This window comes from Micromonospora yongxingensis, from assembly GCF_052601155.1.
Genome location: NZ_JBQXEO010000024.1, coordinates 79,881 through 101,378, shown reverse-complemented (window position 1 = coordinate 101,378; position 21,498 = coordinate 79,881). Strand labels below are relative to the sequence as shown.

Annotated in this window: 22 protein-coding genes; 8 read left to right on the top strand and 14 right to left on the bottom strand. The window is 73.5% G+C overall.

Annotated elements, in window-relative coordinates; all coding sequences use genetic code 11:
• Positions 1-55: 55 nt before the first annotated feature.
• From ACTWLT_RS25120 to ACTWLT_RS25110, 3 genes are read right to left on the bottom strand one after another with little or no spacing between them, the layout of a single operon-like run.
• Entirely contained in the window at positions 56-913 is an 858-nt protein-coding gene (locus ACTWLT_RS25120) for an ABC transporter permease (protein WP_445320469.1), read from the bottom strand.
• Positions 910-1,923, bottom strand: coding sequence for an ATP-binding cassette domain-containing protein (locus ACTWLT_RS25115; protein WP_445320468.1), 1,014 nt, complete (start codon positions 1,921-1,923; stop codon positions 910-912). The genes ACTWLT_RS25120 and ACTWLT_RS25115 overlap by 4 nt, the downstream gene beginning before the upstream one ends.
• A gap of 25 nt (positions 1,924-1,948) precedes the next feature.
• Positions 1,949-2,503 (bottom strand): NADPH-dependent FMN reductase, encoded by a 555-nt coding sequence (locus ACTWLT_RS25110; protein WP_252418611.1) that lies wholly within the window; start codon positions 2,501-2,503, stop codon positions 1,949-1,951.
• A gap of 130 nt (positions 2,504-2,633) precedes the next feature.
• Between ACTWLT_RS25110 and ACTWLT_RS25105 the strand changes: the two genes are divergently transcribed.
• The gene (locus ACTWLT_RS25105) at positions 2,634-3,149 is read left to right on the top strand and encodes a GNAT family N-acetyltransferase (RefSeq protein WP_445320467.1); all 516 of its coding nucleotides are present in this window, start codon (positions 2,634-2,636) and stop codon (positions 3,147-3,149) included.
• Positions 3,150-3,182: 33 nt separating this feature from the next.
• Here ACTWLT_RS25105 and ACTWLT_RS25100 read toward each other — a convergent pair whose 3' ends face one another.
• Both ACTWLT_RS25100 and ACTWLT_RS25095 read right to left on the bottom strand, forming a co-directional pair.
• Positions 3,183-4,169, bottom strand: a complete 987-nt coding sequence (locus ACTWLT_RS25100) for an aldo/keto reductase (protein WP_445320466.1) — start codon at positions 4,167-4,169, stop codon at positions 3,183-3,185.
• Between the two features lie 79 nt (positions 4,170-4,248).
• Positions 4,249-5,001, bottom strand: coding sequence for an SDR family oxidoreductase (locus tag ACTWLT_RS25095; protein WP_445320465.1), 753 nt, complete (start codon positions 4,999-5,001; stop codon positions 4,249-4,251).
• Between the two features lie 102 nt (positions 5,002-5,103).
• Between ACTWLT_RS25095 and ACTWLT_RS25090 the strand changes: the two genes are divergently transcribed.
• Positions 5,104-5,946: a helix-turn-helix transcriptional regulator gene (locus tag ACTWLT_RS25090; RefSeq protein WP_252418607.1), complete on the top strand. Its 843-nt coding sequence runs from the start codon at positions 5,104-5,106 to the stop codon at positions 5,944-5,946.
• Here ACTWLT_RS25090 and ACTWLT_RS25085 read toward each other — a convergent pair.
• Positions 5,877-6,911: an ArsR/SmtB family transcription factor gene (locus ACTWLT_RS25085; RefSeq protein ID WP_445320474.1), complete on the bottom strand. Its 1,035-nt coding sequence runs from the start codon at positions 6,909-6,911 to the stop codon at positions 5,877-5,879. The genes ACTWLT_RS25090 and ACTWLT_RS25085 overlap by 70 nt on opposite strands.
• A 130-nt stretch (positions 6,912-7,041) precedes the next feature.
• Between ACTWLT_RS25085 and ACTWLT_RS25080 the strand changes: the two genes are divergently transcribed.
• Complete coding sequence (locus ACTWLT_RS25080) at positions 7,042-7,572, top strand: nuclear transport factor 2 family protein (RefSeq protein ID WP_445320464.1); 531 nt, start codon at positions 7,042-7,044, stop codon at positions 7,570-7,572.
• Positions 7,573-7,649: 77 nt separating this feature from the next.
• Here the strand turns inward: ACTWLT_RS25080 and ACTWLT_RS25075 are convergent, their stop codons facing one another.
• The 3 genes from ACTWLT_RS25075 to ACTWLT_RS25065 all read right to left on the bottom strand — a co-directional run bounded on the left by ACTWLT_RS25075 (position 7,650) and on the right by ACTWLT_RS25065 (position 10,368).
• On the bottom strand, positions 7,650-8,336 hold the full coding sequence (locus tag ACTWLT_RS25075) for a hypothetical protein (protein WP_252418605.1): 687 nt from the start codon (positions 8,334-8,336) through the stop codon (positions 7,650-7,652).
• A 78-nt stretch (positions 8,337-8,414) separates the two neighbouring features.
• Positions 8,415-9,266, bottom strand: a complete 852-nt coding sequence (locus ACTWLT_RS25070) for an aldo/keto reductase (RefSeq protein ID WP_445320463.1) — start codon at positions 9,264-9,266, stop codon at positions 8,415-8,417.
• Positions 9,267-9,399: 133 nt separating this feature from the next.
• Positions 9,400-10,368 carry a LysR family transcriptional regulator gene (locus ACTWLT_RS25065; RefSeq protein WP_445320462.1) on the bottom strand — a complete coding sequence of 323 codons (969 nt, stop codon included), beginning with the start codon at positions 10,366-10,368 and terminating at the stop codon, positions 9,400-9,402.
• Positions 10,369-10,419: 51 nt separating this feature from the next.
• Here ACTWLT_RS25065 and ACTWLT_RS25060 point away from each other — a divergent pair, with 51 nt between their 5' ends.
• Positions 10,420-11,343, top strand: a complete 924-nt coding sequence (locus ACTWLT_RS25060; RefSeq protein WP_445320461.1) for a serine hydrolase — start codon at positions 10,420-10,422, stop codon at positions 11,341-11,343.
• 153 nt (positions 11,344-11,496) lie between these two features.
• Positions 11,497-12,474 (top strand): MBL fold metallo-hydrolase, encoded by a 978-nt coding sequence (locus tag ACTWLT_RS25055; protein ID WP_445320460.1) that lies wholly within the window; start codon positions 11,497-11,499, stop codon positions 12,472-12,474.
• Positions 12,475-12,523: 49 nt separating this feature from the next.
• Here ACTWLT_RS25055 and ACTWLT_RS25050 read toward each other — a convergent pair whose 3' ends face one another.
• The 3 genes from ACTWLT_RS25050 to ACTWLT_RS25040 are packed head-to-tail and all read right to left on the bottom strand — an operon-like array spanning position 12,524 to position 14,918.
• A complete protein-coding gene (locus tag ACTWLT_RS25050) occupies positions 12,524-13,063 on the bottom strand; it encodes a DUF1697 domain-containing protein (protein ID WP_252418600.1) in 540 nt (179 codons plus the stop codon).
• Between the two features lie 32 nt (positions 13,064-13,095).
• On the bottom strand, positions 13,096-13,764 hold the full coding sequence (locus ACTWLT_RS25045; protein WP_252418599.1) for a response regulator: 669 nt from the start codon (positions 13,762-13,764) through the stop codon (positions 13,096-13,098).
• Complete coding sequence (locus ACTWLT_RS25040) at positions 13,761-14,918, bottom strand: sensor histidine kinase (RefSeq protein ID WP_252418598.1); 1,158 nt, start codon at positions 14,916-14,918, stop codon at positions 13,761-13,763. Before ACTWLT_RS25040 ends, ACTWLT_RS25045 begins: the two co-directional genes overlap by 4 nt.
• Before the next feature lie 169 nt (positions 14,919-15,087).
• Here ACTWLT_RS25040 and ACTWLT_RS25035 point away from each other — a divergent pair, with 169 nt between their 5' ends.
• The 3 genes from ACTWLT_RS25035 to ACTWLT_RS25025 all read left to right on the top strand — a co-directional run bounded on the left by ACTWLT_RS25035 (position 15,088) and on the right by ACTWLT_RS25025 (position 19,441).
• Positions 15,088-15,873: an ABC transporter ATP-binding protein gene (locus tag ACTWLT_RS25035; protein ID WP_445320459.1), complete on the top strand. Its 786-nt coding sequence runs from the start codon at positions 15,088-15,090 to the stop codon at positions 15,871-15,873.
• Positions 15,867-18,305: an FtsX-like permease family protein gene (locus ACTWLT_RS25030; RefSeq protein ID WP_445320458.1), complete on the top strand. Its 2,439-nt coding sequence runs from the start codon at positions 15,867-15,869 to the stop codon at positions 18,303-18,305. Before ACTWLT_RS25035 ends, ACTWLT_RS25030 begins: the two co-directional genes overlap by 7 nt.
• Positions 18,306-18,373: 68 nt before the next feature.
• Entirely contained in the window at positions 18,374-19,441 is a 1,068-nt protein-coding gene (locus ACTWLT_RS25025) for a hypothetical protein (protein WP_445320457.1), read from the top strand.
• Here the strand turns inward: ACTWLT_RS25025 and ACTWLT_RS25020 are convergent.
• Both ACTWLT_RS25020 and ACTWLT_RS25015 read right to left on the bottom strand, forming a co-directional pair.
• Positions 19,345-20,823 carry an amino acid permease gene (locus ACTWLT_RS25020; RefSeq protein ID WP_445320456.1) on the bottom strand — a complete coding sequence of 493 codons (1,479 nt, stop codon included), beginning with the start codon at positions 20,821-20,823 and terminating at the stop codon, positions 19,345-19,347. The genes ACTWLT_RS25025 and ACTWLT_RS25020 overlap by 97 nt on opposite strands.
• A gap of 88 nt (positions 20,824-20,911) precedes the next feature.
• The gene (locus ACTWLT_RS25015) at positions 20,912-21,472 is read right to left on the bottom strand and encodes an SOUL family heme-binding protein (RefSeq protein WP_445320455.1); all 561 of its coding nucleotides are present in this window, start codon (positions 21,470-21,472) and stop codon (positions 20,912-20,914) included.
• Between the last annotated feature and the right edge of the window lie 26 nt (positions 21,473-21,498).

Genomic DNA, 21,498 nt, shown 5'->3' with positions numbered 1-21,498 from the left:
CCCCCCCCCCCCCCCCCCCCCCCCCCCCCCCCCCCCCCGACCGGGTGATCAGGGGTCAGCGACGGTTGTAGCGGTACATGGTCAGCGTGCCGAAGACGATTACGAACCCGGCGCTCCATACGAGCAACCACATCACGCTCGACGGGTCCGACGAGCCGGACATCGACGCGCGGACCGCGGCCACGAGCTGCGTCACCGGGTTGACGTTCACGAACGCCTGGAGCCAGCCGGGCATGGTGCTCGGCTCGACGAAGACGTTGCTCAGGAACGTCAGCGGGAACAGCACCATCATGCTGACGCCCATGACCGACTTCTCGCTGCGCAGGATCAGCCCGAAGAACGTCCACACCCAGGAGAACGCGAACGAGAAGACCACCAGCAGCCCGATCCCTGCGGCGACGCCGGCCACCCCACCGTCGGGGCGGAAGCCGAGCGCCAGCCCGACGCCGAGGATGACCAGGGCGGCGAGGATGTAGCGCAGCACGTCGCCGAAGATCATGCCGACCAGGGCGGCCGGCCGCCAGACGGGCAGCGTCCGGAACCGGTCGAAGATGCCCTTCTCGATGTCGGTGTTGAGGCCGATGCCGGTGTACATGGTGATCATCACGACGCTGGTCACCATGATGCCGGGCAGGAAGAACTGCAGGTAGTCACGTGGGCTGTCGGCGAGCGCGCCGCCGAACAGGTAGGTGAACATCAGCACCATGATGATCGGGAAGGCGGTCACGTCGAAGAGCTGCTCCGGCACGTGCTTGATCTTCAGCATGGCCCGCCAGCCGAAGGTGAGTGACGCCCCCAGCGCGCTCGGTCGGGGCGGTCGCGCACCGGGCGCGAGCACGGTCGACAGCGCCTCGGCGGACGGGACGTAGACGGACGGCGCCCGTTCGGTCGTCGTGGTGGTGGTGTCGCTCATCGGGCTGCCTCCAGCTGGTCGTCGCGCTCGTCCGCCGGCACGGCGGGGTGGTCGGTCAGGGCCAGGAAGACCTCGTCCAGGCTGGGCTGGCCGAGGGAGAAGTCGTCGACGACGATGCCGGCGCGGGCCAGGTCGCCGAGCGCGCGGGCGGCCTGCGCGCTGGCGTCGAGGTTGCTGCCGGCCTCGCCGACGCGGGCGAGCAACGCGACCGGGTCGGGTTCGAGCTGCACCGGTACGCCGAGTGCCGCCTGGAGCACCTTCTCCGCCTCGGGCCGCTGCCCGGGGTCGCGCAGTCGCAGGTGGACGGTGCCGGAGCCGACCGACGACTTCAGCTCACCCGGGGTGCCCTCCGCGATCACCCGGCCGTGGTCGACGACCGCGATCCGTCCGGCGAGCTGGTCGGCCTCGTCCAGGTACTGCGTGGTCAGCAGCACGGTCGTGCCGTGTGACACGACCGCACGGATGATCTCCCACACCTGGTTGCGGCTGCGTGGGTCGAGTCCGGTGGTCGGCTCGTCGAGGAACAGCAGATCCGGGGTGTTGAGGATGCTGGCCGCGATGTCGATGCGCCGCCGCATCCCACCCGAGTACTTCTTCACCTGACGGTCGCTCGCCTCGGTGAGGCCGAACGCGGCGAGCAGGGCCGCCGCGCGCTCCCGGGCGGCCGGCTTGCGCAGGCCGAGCAGGCGGGCGAGGAGCACCAGGTTCTCCGTGCCGGTCAGGTCCTCGTCGACGGAGGCGTACTGGCCGGTGAGACTGACCCGGCCGCGGACGGCGTCGGCCTCGGTGACCACGTCGTGGCCGAAGATACGGGCCCGGCCGCCGTCGGGTCGCAGCAGCGTCGCGAGCACGCGCACGGCGGTGGTCTTGCCGGCCCCGTTGGGGCCGAGCAGGCCGTAGACGGTGCCGGCGGGCACCTGCAGGTCGATGCCGGCCAGGGCCTTGGTGTCCCCGAACGAGCGGGTGAGCCCTTCGGCCTCGATGGCCAGGCCGGTGGTGCGTCTACTCATCGTTCTTACCTTTCGTCGGACGTTCTCAGGAGGCGTAGGGCCGGGCGGCGCGGGCGTCGCGCAGCGCCAGACCCCACCAGCGGAGCTGGTCGAGCAGGGCGCGGGTGTCGCGGCGCAGCTCGTCGGTGCAGTGCGGTGTCGGCTCACCGGCCAGCAGGTCGATGCCGACGACGTCGCGCACCGTCATCGCGTGCAGTGCGGTGAAGACGGTGCGCAACTGGTCGACCGCGTGCATGCCGGTGGAACGGCAGCCGTACGACACGAAGCCGACCGGTTTGGCCTGCCACTCGTCATACGCGTAGTCGATCGCCTGTTTCAAGGGTGCCGGGAAGCTGTGGTTGTACTCGGGGGTGACCACGACGAACGCGTCCGCCCGCCCGACCTCGCGGACGAACGCCCGGATGGACGCGGTCGGCGCGGCTGGGTAGCTGGCCGGGAAGTCGTACTCGGTGAGGTCAACGACCGTCACCGTGAGGTCGTCGTGCCGTTCGGCCTGGTCGACGAACCAGCGGGCGACCCCGTCGCCGGCCCGCCCCTCCCGGGTGCTGCCGATGATCACGGCGATCCTGAGCGGCGTCATCGTTCCCCCTCCCGGCTCGTGGTCTCAACCGTGAGGCGCGAGAGCGCGGCCGGCGGCCCGCTAGATCCGGTCTAGCGGCCCGCGATGTCGGTGGGGTCGGCTTGAATGGGGTCGACGAACAGAGGGCGGGATGACGCAGGTACGCATCGAGCCGTGGCACGAGGGCGACCTCGACCTGCTGCGGCAGCTCAACTCACCGGAGACGCGCAAGCACACCGGCGGCCCGGAGACCGACGAGCAGGTGCTCGCCCGGCATGACCGCTACGTGCACTTCGCCGAGGGCGGCCAGGGGTGCATGTTCACCCTGGTGCTGCCCGACGGCGCGCGGGCGGGCAGCGTCGGCTACTGGACCCGCGAGTGGCGCGACCAACCGGTGTACGAGATGGGCTGGGCGGTGCTGCCCGCGTACCGGGGGCAGGGCCTGGCCACGGCGGCGGTGCGTGCGGTCGTCGACGTGGCGCGCGCCCGGCGGACCCACCGCTACGCGCACGCCTACCCGTCGGTCGACAATCCCGCCTCGAACGCGGTCTGCCGCAAGGCCGGCTTCACGCTGCTGGGCGAGACGGGCTTCGAGTACCCGCCGGGGCACCTGATGCGCGCCAACGACTGGCAGCTCGACCTGACCGCCCCACCGGCCGAGGGCTGACGCCGGCGGGGCGATCATCGAGAGGGTGCTCGGTCACCAGGTGGTGTCGAGGCGGTGCCGCTGCTCGTCGGTCAGCTCGAGGTCCACCGCCGCCAGGCTCTCCTCGAGCTGGGCCACCGAGGAGGCGCCCACCAGCGGGATCGTCGGCAGGTCGCCGCCGAGCAACCAGGCGAGCACGACCTGGTTGACCGTTGCCCCGGTCTGTCCGGCCACCTCCCGCAGCGCGGCCAGCCGGCGTGGCGCGCTCGGCAGGTCGTACTCCGCGCCGAGCGGCTTGTCCGCCCGGGTGAACGCCCCCTTGAGCAGCGGGGAGTACGCCACCAGGGTCAGCTGGGGCTCGACGCGCAGGTAGCTGAGCAGGTCGGGGCCGACCGAGCCCGGGTCGCCGTCCGGGTCCAGTGCGTTGGCCATGTCGGACCGCCGGGCCAGGTAGGTGTGGTGGTACTGGAGCACCTCGTACCCCGGCAGGCCGGCGGCGGCGGCCAGCGCCCGGGCCCGCTCGACCCGCCAGGCCCGGTGGTTGCTCGCCCCCAGCAACCCCACCGTGCCCTCGGCGACCAGCTCGGCGAAGCCCTCCACGGTCTCCGCCAGCGACACCGCCCGGTCCTCGATGTGCGCGTAGAGCAGGTCCAGCCGCTCCACGCCGAGCCGGTCCCGGCTGCGCTGCGCCGACTCGGGGATCACCTTCGCCGACAGGCCCTCGGCGTTGTCGAGGTAGCTGGTCCCCGGGGCCAGCGGGCGGGCACCCAGCTTGGTGGCGATGACGATCTCGGCGCCGACGCCCCGGCTGCGCCGCCAGCGCCCGAGCAGCTCCTCGCTCTGCCCACCCTGGCCGCCATCCACCCAGAAGGCGTAGTTGTCCGACGTGTCGATGAAGGTGCCGCCGGCCTCGACGTACCGGTCGAGGATCGCGTACGAGGTGGCCTCGTCGGTGGCGCTGCCGAAGAGCATCGCGCCGAGGCTGAGCACGCTGACCTCGCGCCGGGTCGCCGGGTCGGCGCCGATCGTGCGGTACCGCATGAGGATCTCCTCTCGTGCGCCCTACCGGTGGGCGCCCGCACACCACCCTGCCGGCTGGAGCGCACTCGAGGTCAAGCGTTCACCAGGGCAGCACCCCGTATCCGCCGCCGGCGTCCATCTGGAAGCCCCACAGCAGCCCGCTCGGCCCGTCCGCCGGGAGCGTCGCCAAGTGCACGCTCACCTCGGCGCCCTGCTCAGGGGTCCGGAAGCCGCTGTTGCCGTTGAAGTCGGTGGCGCAGTAACCCGGGTTCGCGGCGTTCACCTTGATCGGGGTGTCCCGCAGCTCCTTGGCGTACATGGCGGTGAGCATGTTCAGCGCCGCCTTCGACGACGGGTACGGCACCGAGGTCAGCGCGAACAGCGCACCCGCCGGGTCGGTCATCACCGTGATGGAGCCGACCTCGCTGGAGACGTTGACGATCCGCGCGGCCGGCGCTCGGCGCAGCAGCGGCAGCATCGCGTTGGTCACCGCCGCCACCCCGAACACGTTCGTCTCGAACACGCGGCGCAGCGTCGCCACGGTGGTGTCGCTGGGCAGTGCCCGCTGCCCGTCGCCGAGCACGATGCCGGCGTTGTTGACCAGCACGTCCAGCCGGCCGTGGTCCTGCTCGACCAGCTTCGCGGCGGCCGCCACCGATTCGGCGTCGGTGACATCCAGTGGCACGAACCGGGCGTCCGCCCCGCCGTCGCGCAGTTCCCGCTCCGCTGCCTGGCCTCGCTCGGCGTCCCGGGCGCCGACGAGCACGGTCATGCCCCGCGCGCCGAGCTGCCGGGCGGTGGCCAGGCCGATTCCCTTGTTGGCCCCGGTGATCAGGGCGATCATGTTCGTCATGCCCCGAGGCTGCCCACCCGGCCGAGCCGGCGGGAGAGACCGGCTGAGGCTGGGACCGGTGGTACCACCCTCACCGGCGGTGGCTGAGGCAAGCTTGAGGACATGACCCGCCCCTGCCTGCGACGCGACGAGCTGGCGGCGTTCCTGCGCAGCCGTCGCGCGCGACTGCGCCCCGCCGAGGTCGGCCTTCCCGACGGGGTACGGCGCCGCACCCCCGGGCTGCGCAGGCAGGAGGTGGCCCAACTGGCTGGCATGTCGGTCGACTACTACATCCGCATCGAGCAGGGTCGAGGGCCGCACCCGTCCCGGCAGGTGCTGTCCGCGCTGGCCCGGGCACTGCTGCTCAGCCGGGACGAGCGGGAGTACCTGTTCCGGGTGGCGGGGGAGAGCCCACCACCGGCCGCCGGGCCGAGCCGGGAGCTGACCCCGGGCCTGCGGCACCTCATCGACGCGATGACCGAGACCCCCGCGTACGTGGTCGACGCCAGCTACGACGTGCTGGCCTGGAACCGGCTGGCCACGTACTTCGTCGGGGACCTGGCGAGCGTGCCCGCCACGGACCGCAACATGATCCGCTGGATGTTCCGCCGGCCCGCCGACGACAGCCACTGGACCGACCCCGACCTGATGCGGTTCGTCCGCACCTCGGTCGCCGACCTGCGCGCCGCCTACGGCCGCTACCCCGGTGACCGGCAGGTTCAGCAGCTGGTCACCGAACTGCTCGGCACCTCGCCCCGGTTCGCCCAGCTCTGGGCCGAGCACGACGTGGCCGAACGTCGGCCGGTCGTCAAACGGGTGCCACACCCCGAGCTGGGGCCGTTGGAGTTCGAGTGCCGGGTGCTGTACGTGCCGGAGACCGACCAGAAGATGATCGTCTACGTACCGGAGCCGGGCTCGCCCACCCAGGCGGCGTTCCGCCGGCTCGCCGAGCGCGTCGCTTCCTGACCGGGCCGGCGGCCGACCAGCCCGTCCCCGTGGGCGGATCGCCGGTAGAGCACGCTGTGCCGCTCCCGGCTGCGTGCCACGAGGCCGGAGCGCAGCAGCACGCCCAGGTGGTAGGAGACCGTGGCCGGGGCCAACTGGTGCCGCTCGCTGAGCTGCGCGGTGGAGCGGGGCACGTCCAGGTCCGCCAGGATCGCCGCCCGGCTCGCGCCGAGCAGGTCGTCCAGCCGGCCCGCCCGGCGCTGCTCCGCCCGCCCCACTCCGAGCGGATAGACCAGCACCGCGTTGCCCTCGTCGCAGAGCTGGGTGGACACCTGCGGCCAGGCCAGCGCGGACGGCGCGAGCACCAGCTCCGCACCGGTCAGGGCAGTGGTGATCCGGTACGAGCTGTCGATGGTCAGCGACCCGCCGGTCCAGCCGACCTTCGGGTGCAGGTTGTTCAGCATGCTGCCCACACCGACGGTGGCCATGGCGGTGGCCCGGACGGCCAGCTCGGCCTCCAGCGTGGCCCGCACCGCCGGCCACTGCTCGGCGAGCGCGGCCCGCCAGAAGTGCAGCAACCCGTCGGTGACCCGCCGGGCCAGGGTGCCGTCCTCAACCGCCGCGCGGACCCGCGCCGGCATCCCGCCCGCCCGGAACCGCTCGTTCACCTGCGTCGCCACCTCGTCGTCCGGTGTCGCCGCCATGGCCGCCAACTGCTGGTCGAAGACCGTGTCGAGCGGGCCCAGCGGCGGTTTCGGCGTGAGCAGGTCCGGCGTGTAGCCGACCCGGCCGGGCGGGGTCACCAGCTCCGCGACCAGGGCCACGTCGGGGTGCCGCAGCGCGGCGCGGGCGGCCGGGCCGGGATCGCCGTGCACCGGATGCCCGAACCGCGAGAGCGCGGCCCGCAGCCAGGACGTCACCTCCCAGGCCGGCGAGATCGCCAACCGGAGCCGGGCGAGGCTCGGGCCGTCCAGATGCGCGACCATCACAGCGCGGATCGTACAAGCGGTGGCGTCGACGCGCGCTCCGCATTCGAGCTGGTTCGAATCACTACCCGGTGGCGCGGCGGGTCGGGTTGGCTGCGACGGCAGAGCCACTCGAACCGAGGAGAACCCGATGCGCCCACCTGCCTCCGCCCGTCCCGCCGGCCGGCTCGGCCGCACGATCGCCCTGATCGGGCTCACCGCCGGCCTGCTGGCCGCGGCTCCCGCAGCGGTGTCGGCCGCCACCCCCGGCGCGGATGACACACCAACCGGTGACGCGGCGGCCCGGGGCTGCGAGCGCGCCTTCGACCGTGCCGTCCGGGCGTACGTGGACACCACGGCCCGGCGTGACCTGGACGGTTTCGCCGCGCTGCTGCATCCCGACGTCACCAGCGTCTTCGCCTCCGACGGGGAGGTGCTGGACGGCAAGCGGGCCACCGTCGACTGGCTGCGGGAATTCTTCGCCGACGACTCCTGGACGCAGTCGTTCAGCGTGGCCAAGCAGACCGTGGTGGGGTGCCAGACCGGCTTCGTGTTGTTCGACTCCGTCTACGCGGTGCCGGCCACCGGCACCAGGGTGCCGCTGCTGATCGGGGTGAGCTACACCTACCAGCACGGCCGGTGGCTGGTGCTGCAGAACCAGGACTCCGTGGGCCGGATCTGACCACGGAGGCTGGCGTGGGGCCGCCAGCCGGGGGAGGGGCGGGCGCGGCAGCCGCGGCGTCCGCCCCGCGGCGGCGTTCAGGCGATCTTCTCCATGGCGGCAACCGCGAGCGGCGCGATCTTCGCGATCAGTGCCGTGCCGGCCGCCAGGTCACCGTCGCTCGCCGAGGCGTCGACCTCCATGACGAAGTTGCCACGCACCAGGACCAGCGTGCACTGGTGGCGGGTCGTCTTGCCCTTCAACCGCTCGCAGAAGGTGATCACGTCGGGGCCGTTGGGCACCGGCGGGGGCGAGGGCCGCAGGACCGTCGACGTACGCCCGTCGTCGGGCACCTCGTACTCCTTGCACGTGGCGAGGACGGAGCGCAGTTCGTCGGCGAGCTTGCGGCCGGGCACCTTCAGGTAGCCGACGACGTACTGCCGGATCCACACGCTCTCGCCGTCCCAGGTCCGCTCCCGGTGCGCGGTGCGTTTGATGTCCGACGGCAGGCTCGCTTTGCACAGGGAGATCAGCTTCCACGCGTCGGTGTTCTCGTCGGTGTACTGGGCGGTCTCCGGGTGGAACTCCGCGTTCAGGTCCAGCATGGCTTTGCCCACCAGGCTGCGTACCTCGGCCGTGGAGGTCGGCGCGGGACGCGGCTCCGGTGGGGCCGACGTGGCCGGCGCGGACCAGCGGGGGGTCTCGGCGGCCTGGCTCGGCGCGCAGGCCGCGGGCACGAGCAGGAGCAACGACAGCAGAGCCGGGGTGGTACGGCGGAGCGACATCGCCGGGGGCGGTCCTTTCACACGGAAAGGGGGCCCGGTCAGGCCCCCTTTCTGTGTGCGCCGTCGCCGCCCGTCGCGTTACTCCGGCAGGTAGGCGAACGTGTCCGGGTTCGGGCCCTGCCGGCCGGCCTCGCCCTTGTCCAGCGCGGTGATCCGCTCCATCGCGGTGTCGTCCAACTCGAAGTCGAAGATCCGGGTGTTCTCCTCGATCCGCTCCGGGGTCGTGGACTTCGGGAAGATGATGTCGCCGCGTTGCACGTGCCAGCGGAGCACCACCTGCGCCGGGGTCCGGCCGAGCTGCTCGGCGATGTCCACCACCGTCGGGTCGCCCAGCACCTTGCCCTGCGCGATCGGCGACCACGCCTCGGTGAGGATGTTGTGCTGGCGGCCGTAGGCGCGGACCTCCTCGTTCCCGAAGTACGGGTGCGCCTCGATCTGGTTCACCGCCGGCACCACGTCCGCCTCGGCGGCCAGCCGCTGCAGGTGCGACACCTGGAAGTTCGACACGCCGATCGAGCGGGCCCGGCCGTCGCGCTGGAACTCCTCCAGCACCTTCCAGGTGGAGACGAAGTCGCCGTCGTAGAGGGTCGGCAGCGGCCAGTGGATGAGGAACAGGTCGATGTAGTCCATCTTCAGCGCCGCCAGCGTCGAGTCGAACGCCTTGCGGGCGTCGTCGGGGCGGTGGAAGGCGTTGTTCAGCTTGCTGGTCACGTAGACCGTGTCCCGGTCCAGGCCGGACACGCGTACGGCCTCGCCCACCTCGGCCTCGTTGCCGTACATCTCGGCGGTGTCGATGTGCCGGTAGCCCACCTCCAGCGCCTTGGTCACCGCCGCGACGGTGTCCTTCGGCTCGATCTGGAACACCCCGAAGCCGAGCTGCGGAATGGTCGTGCCGTCGTTCAGGCTGATGTCGGGAATCGTGTTGGCCACTGCGGCTCCTTCGCGTCTTCGTCCGAGGCACCCAGGCGTGCGATCACGTCCACGCGTGCCACCTGTTATCCCTACCCGAGCGGGAGGTGGATTCACCGCCGTTCTCAGGGTGACGAGCGCAACGTGGACCCGCTCACCCGGTCGTGTCGAAGAGCACCGGCCAGGGTCGCGCCGCCGGCACCGACGGTGGCCCGCCCGGCGTGGGCGGTGCGGGCTCGGCGGCGGCCAGCACCTCGGCGGCGAGCTGCCCGAACATCGGTGCCGCCGGGTGCGCCGAGCGGTCCGGCCAGGCCGCCGAGGTGCGCTTGGTCAGGGGCGCGTCGGCGATGGGCCGCCACGCGATCCGGGGCTCCCGACGGGCCACCGTCGCTGGCTCCACGGCCACCGCGCCACCGGCCAGCACCAGCCCGAAGAGGAACTCCGGGTTGCGCGCCGGGCGGACCCGGGCCGGCCGGTAGCCGTGCCGCCGGCACACCGCCAGCAGGTGGTCGTGCCAGCCCGGTGCGGTGGCCCGGGGCGCGGCCACCAGGTCCAGGCCGGCCAGCGCGGCGAGCGTCACCTCCCGGCCGCGCGCCAGCGGCGAGGTTCGCGGCAGCAGCACCCCCAGGGGTACGTCGACCGGGGCGCCGAAGCGCAGTCCGTCCGCCGTCACCGGGTGGTGTACCAGCCCCACGTCCAGGTTCCGTTCGGTGAGCATCCGCACCTGCTCGCCGGTGGTCAGCTCGTGCAGCTCCACGTCCAGCCCGGGTGCCCGGCTGGCGAGCTCGTCCAGCAGCGCCCGCAGGGTCACCGCGGGTGTCTCCGGTGGCACACCGGCCCGCAGGACGCCCAGCTCGCCCGCGCGGACCTGCCCCATGAGGTTGCGCAGCCGACCCTCACCGGCGAGCAGTTCCTCCGCCTCGCCGAGCAGCAGCTCACCGGCGGTGGTGAGCCGCACCTGGCGGCGGGACCGGTCGAACAGCTCGACGGTCAGCTCCCGTTCCAGCCGTTGGATCGACTGGCTCAGCGGCGGCTGGGCCATGCCGAGCTGCTCGGCCGCCCGCCCGAAGTGCAGCTCGTGGGCGACCACCACGAAGTGCCGCAGGTGCCGGAGCAGGTCCACGGCCGGACCCTACGCCAGCGGCGGCATCGCGCTGCTGGATACCGTGCCGGGGTGGACGTGGGGGAACGCATCGAGGCCATCTTCGCCGGAGCGGGTGTGACGGCCAGCCTGCACGCCGTCGACCTGGACGCCGTGGACCTGACCGACGGTCCGGTCGACGGGTTGATCGACGGCCGGTGGGAGGTCGGGTTGCGCGCCGACGAGCAGGTGGTGATCGCCTCGATCTTCAAGATCCTGCTGGTGCTGGAGTTCGCCCGGCAGGTCGTCGCCGGTCAGCTGGACCCGACCGAGCGGATCCTGGTCACCGCCAACGACCGGCTCGGCGGGTGGGGGCTGGCCGGCTGCACCGACGACGCCGAGGTGTCGCTGCGCGACCTGGCGTACTTCGCCATGTCGGTGAGCGACAACACCGCCGCCGACCTGCTGCTGCGCCGGGTCGGCCCGGACCTGCTGCCGATGCTCGCCGCCGAGTTGGGGCTGACCCGCACCCGGGTTCTCGGCGGCCCCCGGGACCTGGTCGAGGCGATGCTCGCCGATGTGGGCGCGCGGACCGAGGCGGAGTTCGCCCGGGTCTTCCCCACCCTGCCGGAGGACCGGGTCTGGGCCATGCGGGTGTTCGACCCGTCGCGCACCACGTCCAGCACCGCCCGGGAGATCACCCGGCTGCTCGCCCTCATCTGGCGCGACGAGGCGGGGCCGGCGGCGGCCTGCGCGATGGTCCGCACCTGGATGGCCGGGCAGATCTTCTGGACCCGGCTGGCCGCCGGGTTCCCGCCCGGTGTGCGGGTGTCCGGCAAGACCGGCACCCTGCCCGGGCTGCACCTGGAGGCCGGGGTCGCCGAGTATCCCGACGGCGGCCGGTACGCCATAGCCATCTTCGCCCGCGCGGACCGGCTCGCCCCGCGCCGGATCGACGTGGACATGGCGATGGGGTACGCGGCCCGGACGGCCGTCGAGGCGCTGCGCGGCGACTGATTTTCCGAGCGCCGGAGCTTCGGGCACCACCGCTGAGCTGGCCCGATATGCGCGGGCGTATCGGAGCCGACGGTGATGGATCTTGGACCTGGGCCGGGTGACGCTGATTGGCTCGTGTCGACCAATCGCCCGACCACGGGGAGCAGAACCGTCATGCCCAGTCTCGACCGCCGTCGCTTCCTCCGCGACGCCGCAGCCACCACCGCCCTCGTCTCCGCCGGCGGTCTCGCCGCCACCTCCGCCGCCCCGGCCCAGGCCGCGCCGCCGGCCGCCGCCCCCGCACCGACCAGCGGCCGCCGGGGCGCGGTCAGCTTCCGCTGGTGGGGCACGGCCGGCTGGCGCATCGACATCGGAAGCCGGACCGTGCTGGTCGACCCGTACCTCAGCCGGATCGACACCGGCCTGTTCACCGGCGCGTTCAACCAGGCGACCGCGCTGACCGTGCGGACCGACGTGATCGACCCGCGCGTCGACCGGGCCACGACGGTGCTGGTCACGCACACCCACTGGGACCACTTCATGGACGTGCCGTACATCGCCGGGCGAACCGGCGCGCGGGTGTTCGGCACGCTGACCGCGTACCACCTGGGGTTGGCCTACGGGATGCCATCGACGCAGCTCAGCCCGGTGAAGGGCGGGGAGGTGCTGGACTTCGGCGATCACACCGTCGAGGTGGTCGGCTCGCTGCACAGCCGCAACCCCTCGTACTCGGTGGCGTTCCCCGGGGTGCGGGTGAGCCAGCCGGCGCTGCCGGCGACCATCGCCGACCTGCCCGAGGGGGACACGCTGAGTTACCTGCTGCGGGTCGACGGTGGGCCGTCGGTCTACTTCACGGGGGCCAGCGACGTCGCCGAGCGGAACCTCACCGGTCTGGCACCGGACGTCGCCATGGTGGCCATGCAGAGCGCCACCACCACCGGCGACTACCTGCCCCGGCTGCTGGCCGGTCTGGACTACCCGAAGGTCGTGGTGCCGGTGCACTGGGACAACTTCGAGACCAGGTTGCAGAACCCGCCGGTCGTCGCACCGGCCGACCGCCCCCGACTGGACGACATGATCGCGGCGGTGCGCCGGATCTCGCCGCGCAGCCGGGTGCTGCTGCCGGAGTACGAGACCGCGTACCACTTCTGACCGGCCCGGCTGGGTGGTCGCGGCCGGTCCGTCGCGGCCACCTGCCGGCTCAGCCGGCCGCCAGCTCCGCGAGGGCGCGCACCGACTTCCAGTTGCGGGTGGTGGCCACCACGCCGAGCTTCTTCTCCAGGTACGCGTTGGTGAACTTCGACCGCCCGTAGCCGCCGTCCGGGAAGTGCAGGTAGACCTCCCGGCCGGTCACCGTGAACGCCACGTTCTCACCGCCCGGCACGGTCAGCGCGCCCACCGCCGACTGCTTCGGGGCCGTGGCGAGGAAGGCCACCAGCAGCCTCGTCGGGTCGTCCTCCCGTTCGGCGTACGGGTTGCCGCCGGCCACCGCCGCCAACTCGCGGGTGCTGCGGACCAGCACCGGCACGGTCAGCCCCAGCTCGTCGGCGAGCGCCCGCTCGATCCCACCGGCGAGTTTCCCGGCGTCGCGGACGCTGCTGCCGAACACCACGTTGCCGCTCTGCAGGTACGTCTGCACGTCGTCGTGCCCGAGGTCGGTGACCAGCCGGCGCAGGTCGGCCATCGCGAGCCGGGTGGAGCCGACGTTGACCCCGCGCAACAGGGCGACGTAGCGGGTCATGTGCTCCTCCTCAGCGCGCCGGGCCGACCCGCTCAGCCTAGGCCGCCCGGCCCGACCAGGCCCGTCTCGTAGGCGACGATGACGAGCTGCGCCCGGTCGCGTACCGCCAGCTTGGTCAGCAGCCGTCCGACGTGCGTCTTCACCGTGGCCAGGCTGAGGTTGAGGTGCGCGGCCAGCTCCGCGTTGGACAGGCCACGGGCGATCAGCGCGAGCACCTCCCGCTCGCGCTCGGTCACCCCGTCCAGCCGTCGCGGCAGCGGCCGGGCCGGCTCGGGCCGTCGGGCGAACTCGTCGATCAGCCGGCGGGTCACCGTCGGCGCGAGCAAACCCTCGCCGGCGGCGACCACCCGGATGCCGGCCAGCAGGTCCGCCGGTGGGGTGTCCTTGAGCAGGAAGCCGCTGGCCCCGGCGCGCAGCGCACCGTAGACGTACTCGTCCAGGTCGAACGTGGTCAGGATGAGCACCCGGGTGCCCGCCGTCGCCGGATCCGCGCAGATCCGCCGGGTCGCCTCGATGCCGTCCATCTCCGGCATCCGGACGTCCATCAGCACCACGTCCGGGCGGTGCTGGCCGGCCAGCGCGACGGCCTGGACGCCGGTGCCCGCCTCGCCGACGGTCGTGCAGTCCGGGGTGAGGTCGACCAGCAGCCGGAAACTGCCGCGCAGCAGTGCCTGGTCGTCGGCGATCAGCACCCGGATCACGCGGCCACCCGGTACGGCAGCCGCGCCCGCACCGCGAAACCTCCGCCGGCCTGCGGCCCGGCACGGAGGTCCCCGCCGTGCAACGCCACCCGCTCCCGCATGCCGGTCAGACCGTGCCCGTCCCCTCCCGGCAGGACCGGGCGCCGGCCGTCGTCGGTCACCTCCACCCGCACCTCGCCGGGCGTCACGGTCACCGTCGCCCGACAGGACGCCGGGGCTGCGTGCTTCACGACGTTGGTCACCGCCTCCTGCACGATCCGGTACACCGCGAGGCCCACCGACTCCGGCACCGCGCCGTCCGTCTCCTCGCGTCGGACGTCGAGCCGGACGTCGACGCCACCGATCGCCGCCTGCTCGGCGAGGCCGGGCAACTCGTCCAGCCCGGGTGCCGGCGCGTACGGGGTGCCCTCGCGCAGCACGCCGAGCACCCGGCGGATGTCGGTCAGCGCGTTGCGGCCGGTCTCCTCGATCACCCGCAACGCGGCTCCCGCCTCACGCGGGTCGGCCTCGGCGACGTGGTTGGCGACGGCCGCCTTCACCACGATGAGGCTCATCGTGTGTGCCACCACGTCGTGCAGCTCCCGGGCCACCCGCAGCCGTTCCTCGGTGGCGGCCTGACGGACCAGGTGCTCGCCCTGCCGGGCGGCGAGCGCGCGTCGCTCCCGGATCAACCAGCCGGTCAGCCAGGCCGGCGTGATCATGACGGCGGCGTAGACGACCCCACCGGTCCGCGACCAGAGGTCGCCCGCTGTCAGCACCAGGGCGACGCTCACCAGAGCGAGACAACCGGCCGCGCAGAGCATCGACCGGCGGGTGGCCGTCGACACGGCCACGGTGTAGAAGGACAGGCCGATGGCGAGCGCCGGCGCGGCAGCGGCGTAGTTGGGAATCACGCCGGTGACCAGTGCCCCGGTGGTGCTGCCGCTGATCACGACGGCGACGGCGATCGGCCACCGCCGCCGAACGGCCAACGGCAGCCCGAGGGCCATCCCGACGAGCACGGACACCCAGAGCGGCTCGCGTACGCCGCCGTGCAGCGGCGACTCCAGCGCCGCGTACGGGCAGAGCAGCCCGCCGACCGCCACGGCCAGCACGGCGTCCACGATGTACAGATCCACCGGCCGCAGCCGCCGGGTCAGCAGGAGAGCGGTCACCTGTCAGACGGTATCGGCCGGCCGGGCTGGCCGCGTCCACCTGCGGGTGGTCATTCCCGAGGACGAGGTGCCGGCGCTTGCGGGCCTCCGACTCCACCCGTGGGATGGCCGGAAAATGTCCGCGTCGGCACGACGCGCGGCACCCGCCCGAGCCGGCACCGTGGCGGTCATGACCACTGACACGGTGACCCTCACGGGGCTGCGCGCGGTGTACGGCACCGGAACCCGGCGGGTGACGGCGCTCGACCGCGTGACGACCAGCTTCGCCAGCGGCACGTTCACGGCGGTGATGGGCCCCTCGGGCTCGGGGAAGTCCACTCTGCTGCACTGCGCGGCGGGGCTGGACAGGCCGGCCGAGGGGACCGTCACGATCGACGGCACCAGCCTGAACGATCTGGGCGAGGACGCGCTGACCCGGCTGCGGCGCGACCGCATCGGCTTCGTGTTCCAGGCGTTCAACCTGGTGTCCACGCTGACCGCGGCGCAGAACGTCGAGTTACCGTTGCGCCTGGCCGGACGCCGCCCGCCGGCCCGGGACGTCGAAGCCGCGCTCGACGCGGTGGGACTGGCCGACCGGGCCCGGCACCGGCCGAGCGAACTGTCCGGCGGCGAGCAGCAGCGCGTCGCCGTGGCACGGGCGTTGATCACCCGTCCGGCGGTCGTCTTCGCCGACGAACCGACCGGGGCGTTGGACAGCGCCGCGTCCCGGCAGGTCCTGCGGCTGCTGCGAGGGCTCGTCGACGACCACGGGCAGACGGTCGTCATGGTGACCCACGATCCCGCCGCCGCCGCGTACGCCGACCGGGTCCTCCTGCTCGCCGACGGCCGCCTCGCCGACGAACTGACCGGCGGCATCACCGCCGCGGTCGTCGCCGCACGGATCGCCGAGCGGGACACCGATCCGACGGGTACGTCGCGTCCGGCGGCCCACACGGCCGTGGAGCCGTCGTGCTGAGCGTCCGGCGGTCCGCTGGCGCGTTCGTGGCCGTCGCCATCGGGGTCGCGCTGGTCACGGCGGCCACCCTGCTGCTCGCCTCCGGACGACCACAGGTGCCGGACCGGCTGGCGCGGGCGGCGGTCGTCGTGCAGAGCCCCGAGGCGGGTAGGGCCGACTCGTTCGCGCCGACCCGCCCCTGGTCCGCCGCGAGGGCGACGGAACTCGCCGGACGGCTGGCCGGCCTGCCCGGCGTCGCGGCGGCGATCCCCGACCGGACCTTCTACGCCCAGCCGCTCGTCGACGGCCGGCCCCCGGCCACCGACGGCCAGCGGGAGGACGCCCACCAGGGGCATGGCTGGTCCAGTGCCCGGCTGGGTGGACTGCGTCTGACGGCCGGCGAGCCGCCCCGCCGGCCCGGCGAGGTCGTCGTCGACCGTGCGCTCGGGCTGCGGCCCGGCACGCCGGTCACCCTGCTGACCGCGGCCGGTCCGGAGCCGTACACGGTCACCGGTCTCCTCGACGCGCCGGGCGTCCACGTCGCGGACGACGTCGCCGCCACCCTCGCACCCGGCGTCCGGGCCATCGGGCTGATGCTGGCGGCGGGCGCCGACCCGGAACGGGTCGGGGCCGAGGCACGCGGAGTCGTCGGCGGTGACGGACGAGTGCTCACCGGCGACCGGCGCGGCGCGCTGGAGCCGCGTGGTGATGCCCGGACCCGCTGGATCGGGATGCAGGTCCTGACCGCAACGGCGGCCCTCGCCGGCTTCGTCACGGTCTTCGTGGCCGCCTCCACCTTCGCGTTCACCGTCGCGCAGCGCCGCCGCGAGCTGGGCCTGCTGCGTGCCGTCGGCGCCACACCCCGCCAGATCCGTCGAATGGTGCACAGCGAGGCGCTCACCGTCGGCGGTGCCGCCGGGCTCGCCGGCCTCCTGGTCGGAGCGGCGCTCACCCCCGCGCTGGGCCGGGTGCTGGTCGACGTCGGCCTGGAGCCGGCGACCTTCCGGGTCCGGTACGTCCTGTGGCCGCTCGCGGCCTCGCTCGCCGTCGGGCCGGTCGTGGCGCTGCTCGCCGGGTGGTCGGCGGCGCGCCGGGCAGCGCGGATCCCCCCGTTGGAGGCGTTGCGCGAGGCGGCGGTGGAGCAGCGACCCATCGGGCGGCTGCGTGTCGCCGCCGGGGCGCTTCTCCTGGCGACCGGGGCCGCCCTCAGCCTCGGTACCGCCACCTCCGACGACGCCCGCGACGGTGCCACCTACGCCCTGTACGCGGTGATGGCCCTGGTCACCGGATCCACCGTGCTCGCACCGGCGATCGTCGGGCCGGTGGTGCGGCTGCTGCGTTCCCCGGTGCGGCGGCGCGGCGGCGCGATCGGGCTGCTGGTCCGGGCCGGGGCGCTGACCGCGACCCGACGGACCGCGTCGACCGCCGCGCCGGTGCTGCTCACGGTCGCCTTCGCGGTGCTGGTGTCCGGGATGGTGCTCACCACGACCGCGGCGTACACGGCGGGCCGGGCGGACAATGTGAACGCCGGCTGGATCATCGCGCCCGACCGGGCACCCGGCCTGTCGGACCGTGCCGTCGCCGCCACCGGCGGCGCCGCGCTCCTGCCGACCACGGTGTTCGTCACCGAACCCGAACCGTCAACGGGGATCCGGCCGCTGAACGCGCTCGGCGTGGACCCGGCCGGCTTCGCCGAGGCGAACCGGGTGCTCGACGTCGTCGCCGGCTCGCTCGACGACCTGCGCGGCGACGACACGGTGGCGCTCACCGCCTCGGCGGCGCCGGCGCCCGGTCTGCCGCCGGAGCCGTACCCGGTGGTCTTCGCGGACGGGGAGCGGGTGCCGCTGCGCGTCGTCGCCGTGGTCACCGACAACTCGATCCCCGGGGACCTCCTCCTGACCCGGGCCGTCGTGCGGGCACACGACCCTTCCGCGCTGACCTCCACGGTGTACGTCCGGGACCGGGTCGAACCTCCGCTCGGGGCGCGGATCATCGACGTCCCCGCCTGGGCCGCGGAGGCGGACCGCGCCGAGGACCGCCTCGTCTGGCTGTGCACCCTGCTGCTGATCGGTGTGTCGGCCGGCTACGGCGCCATCGCGGTGGCCAACACGCTGCTGTTGGCAGCCGCCGGCCGGGCAGCCGACCTGCGGCTGATCCGGCTGGCCGGGGCCACCCGCCGACAGGTCCTCTGGCTGGTCACGGCGGAGTCCGCCCTGGTGGTGCTGATCGGCGCGGTGCTCGGCGGCGCCGTCGCGTTCGCCGGCCTGCTGAGCATCCGCGCCGGCCTGGCCGAACAGGTCGGCGCCACGGTCGACCTGGTGGTGCCGTGGCCGGTGATCGGCGCGGTGGTGGGGCTCTGCCTGCTGCTCGCGGTGCTGGCGAGCGTGCTGCCGACGTGGCGGCTGCTGCGCCACCGCCCGGCCCGATCGGCGATCGGCATCGTCGCCGGGTGACCCGCATGTACGGCCCGACCGCCTCCCGAGGGCCGACGAGGGGGCGATCGGGCCGCTACCGTCCACGCATGCGATCCGCGCGCCCGGTCGGGCTGCTCATCTCCGCCACCGCCGTGCTGCTCTGGGCGATCGGCATGACCGTGCTGCAACCGCTGACCGAGCCGATCGGCCCGTGGTCGGAGCGGCTGCCCGGCAACAACACCTACTGGGCGCGGGATCTGCGGTTCGCGGCGATCGTCGCGGTGGTCCTCGGGCTGGTGCTGGCCGGCCGTGGGCACCTGAGGTGGAGCGGCCCGGCGGTGCTGCTCGGCGGTCTCTGGGTCGCCGCCGACGTGGCGATCGACCGGGCCGACCCGAGCGGTGCCGAGGCGACCGTGCTGCTCGCCGCTGGCGGCTGCGCGGTGCTCAGCGCGGTGGCGGCGGTCCTGCTCTCCCGGGATCGGCGCGTACGGCCAGCCGCGGCGGACCGGTGGGCGCTGACCGGCGCGGCCTGCGTGGCGGGGGTGCTGGCGATGGTGGCCGCTGGCATCGAGTCACCAACCGACCGGGAGCCGGAGCTGAATCCGGCCGCCTCCGCCACCGGCGCGCTGCTGGTCGTTCTGACCGTCGGGGCGGCCCTGGCGGCGGCCCCGGCCCGCAGCCGGACCCGCTGGCTGCTGGCGGCGGGGCTCGGCGTGGCGGCGGTGTCCGGCGTCGGACTGGTCCGGGCCATCCCGCCCGGCCCGCGATCCCTGCCGCAGCTCGCCCTCGGGGCGGTGCTGCTCACCGGGGTCACCCTGCTGGCGTGGGACTGGCCGGGTGGTCGGCCCGCCTGGCGACACCACGCCCTGGCCGCCCTCGCCGCGCTGGTCGGCCCGGCGGCGATGCTGCTGGTCGTGGGCATCACCATGATGGTGCTGGTGCCGATCGGCGCGACGTTCACGGCGCTGGCCGGCAACAGCCCGATCAACGCGGCCGACTCCGACCTGCTGGTCTCCCTGGGCGGGGTGCTCGCCGGGCTCGGGATGGCGCTGCTGCTGGCCTGGCCGCCCGCGCTCGGCTACCGCCCCGATCCGCCGTCCCCGTCCGGGCCGGACGGGCCGGACGGGCCGGACGGGGTCGCCGGTGGGCGGCCGGCCAGCGCCGAGCGCCGGTAACCGTAGAAGGCGTAGATCAGCGCGCCGATCAGGAACCAGACGGCGAAGCGCAGCCAGGTCTCCGGTGCCAGGTAGGTGATCAGCCACAGCGAGAAGAGCGCGCCGACCGCCGGCACCACCGGCATCCCCGGCAGCCGGAACGTCCGCGCCGCGTCCGGGCGGCGGTAGCGCAGCACGATCACCGCGACGCAGACCACCACGAAGGCGAGCAGGATGCCGATGTTGGTCAGCTCCGCCGCCTCCCGGATCGGCAGGAAGCCGGCGATCAGCGCGGAGGCCACCCCGACGATCCAGGTGACCCGGGTGGGCACCCGGCGGACCGGGTGGAGCTTGCCGAACCAGGCCGGCAGCAGCCCGTCGCGGCTCATCGAGAACCAGACCCGCGTCACGCCCAGCATGAAGGTGAACATGACGGTCAGGATCCCGATGATGGCACCGACCGCGATCACGCTGGCCAGCCCGGACAGGCCCACCGACTCGAACGCCGAGGAGAAGCCGCTCTCCGCGTCGATGTTGCGGTAGTTCTGCATCCCGGTCAGCACCAGGGTGGCCAGCACGTACAGCACCATCGAGATGACCAGCGACCAGATGATCGCCTTCGGCATGTGCCGGCGGGCGTCCCGGGACTCCTCCGCGGCGGTGCTCATCGCGTCGTAGCCGAAGACGGCGAAGAAGACGGTGGCCGCGCCGGTGAATGCCCCGCTCAGCCCGAACGGGAAGAACGGCGAGTAGTTGGCCGTCCGGATGTGGAAGAAGCCGACCACGATCACCAGCAGCACGACCGCCACCTTCAGCCCGACCACGAAGGTCTCGAACCGGGCGGCGGTCTTGATGCCCTGATTGAGCAGGTACGCGATGAGCAGGCAGAGCACCACCGCGAAGAGGTCCACGACGTGCCCCTCACCGGTGCCCGGGGCGCCGAGCATCCAGGCCGGCAGTTCCGCGCCCAGCTCGCCGACGAGGAAGCCGAAGTAGCCGGAGATGCCGATCGCCACCACCGCGACGATCGCGGTGTACTCCAGCAGCAGGTCCCAGCCGATGAACCAGCCGACCGCCTCGCCGAGCACCGCGTACCCGTAGGTGTAGGCCGAGCCGGCCTTGGGGATCATGCCGGCGAACTCGGCGTAGGACAGCGCGGCGGCGGCACTTGCCAGGCCGGCGATCAGGAACGACACCAGCACGGCCGGGCCGGCGGTCTCGTTGGCCACCGCGCCCGCCAGCGCGAAGATCCCGGCGCCGATGATGCCGCCCACCCCGATGGCGGTGAGCTGCCACAGACCGAGGGAGCGGGACAGGCCCTCCTCGCTCTCGTCCGCGATCTCCTCGACCGGTTTGCGGCGGAACACCCCGCTGCCACCGGGACTGGCGCCCGTGGAGGTCATCGTCGTCCCCCCTCTCGACCGCGCCCCGCGCGCGGTGCGTACCGCCACTGTTACCCATGCAGCGACAGAGGTAAATACCTCCGCCGGCTCACTCCACCACCGGCAGCACGACCTCGTTGCGGCGCAGGAACCACGGCTTCCACGGGGGGTCGAACCGGGCGTACCGGATCGCGCCGGTGGGTTGCAGCCCGGCGGCCGTGACCGACCGGCCGAGCGCGGTGGCCCGCTGCCCGAACGCCTTCTCCGTCCACCGGCCGGAGAAACGCATCGCCGCCGCGAGCTGGGCCGGGATCTCCCGGATCCGCACCCGCGCGTCGACCGGCTCGGGGAGGGTGGCGGCGGTGGAGCCGGCGGGCATGACGAACTGCACCAGGTACGCGCCCGGCCGTTCACCCTCCTCCTGGACCACCGGCGCGGTCATCGGGATCTTCGTCGTGCCGGTGGCGTCCGGCGTCGCCGGTCCGGCCCCGATCGGGTGCCGCACCCGGTTGGCGCCCCCGACGTACGCGGCCAGCGGCCGGAACGCCTCCAGCGGTGCCCGGGTGAACGACGCCTGGACCTGCACCTCGGCCACCAGGTGGGCCGGGTACCGGCGCAACTCGAAGCCGGGGTGTCGGGACACCACCCGGTACGGCTGCCGCTCAGTCATCGCCCGCTCCCAGGGTCTCTGGGACA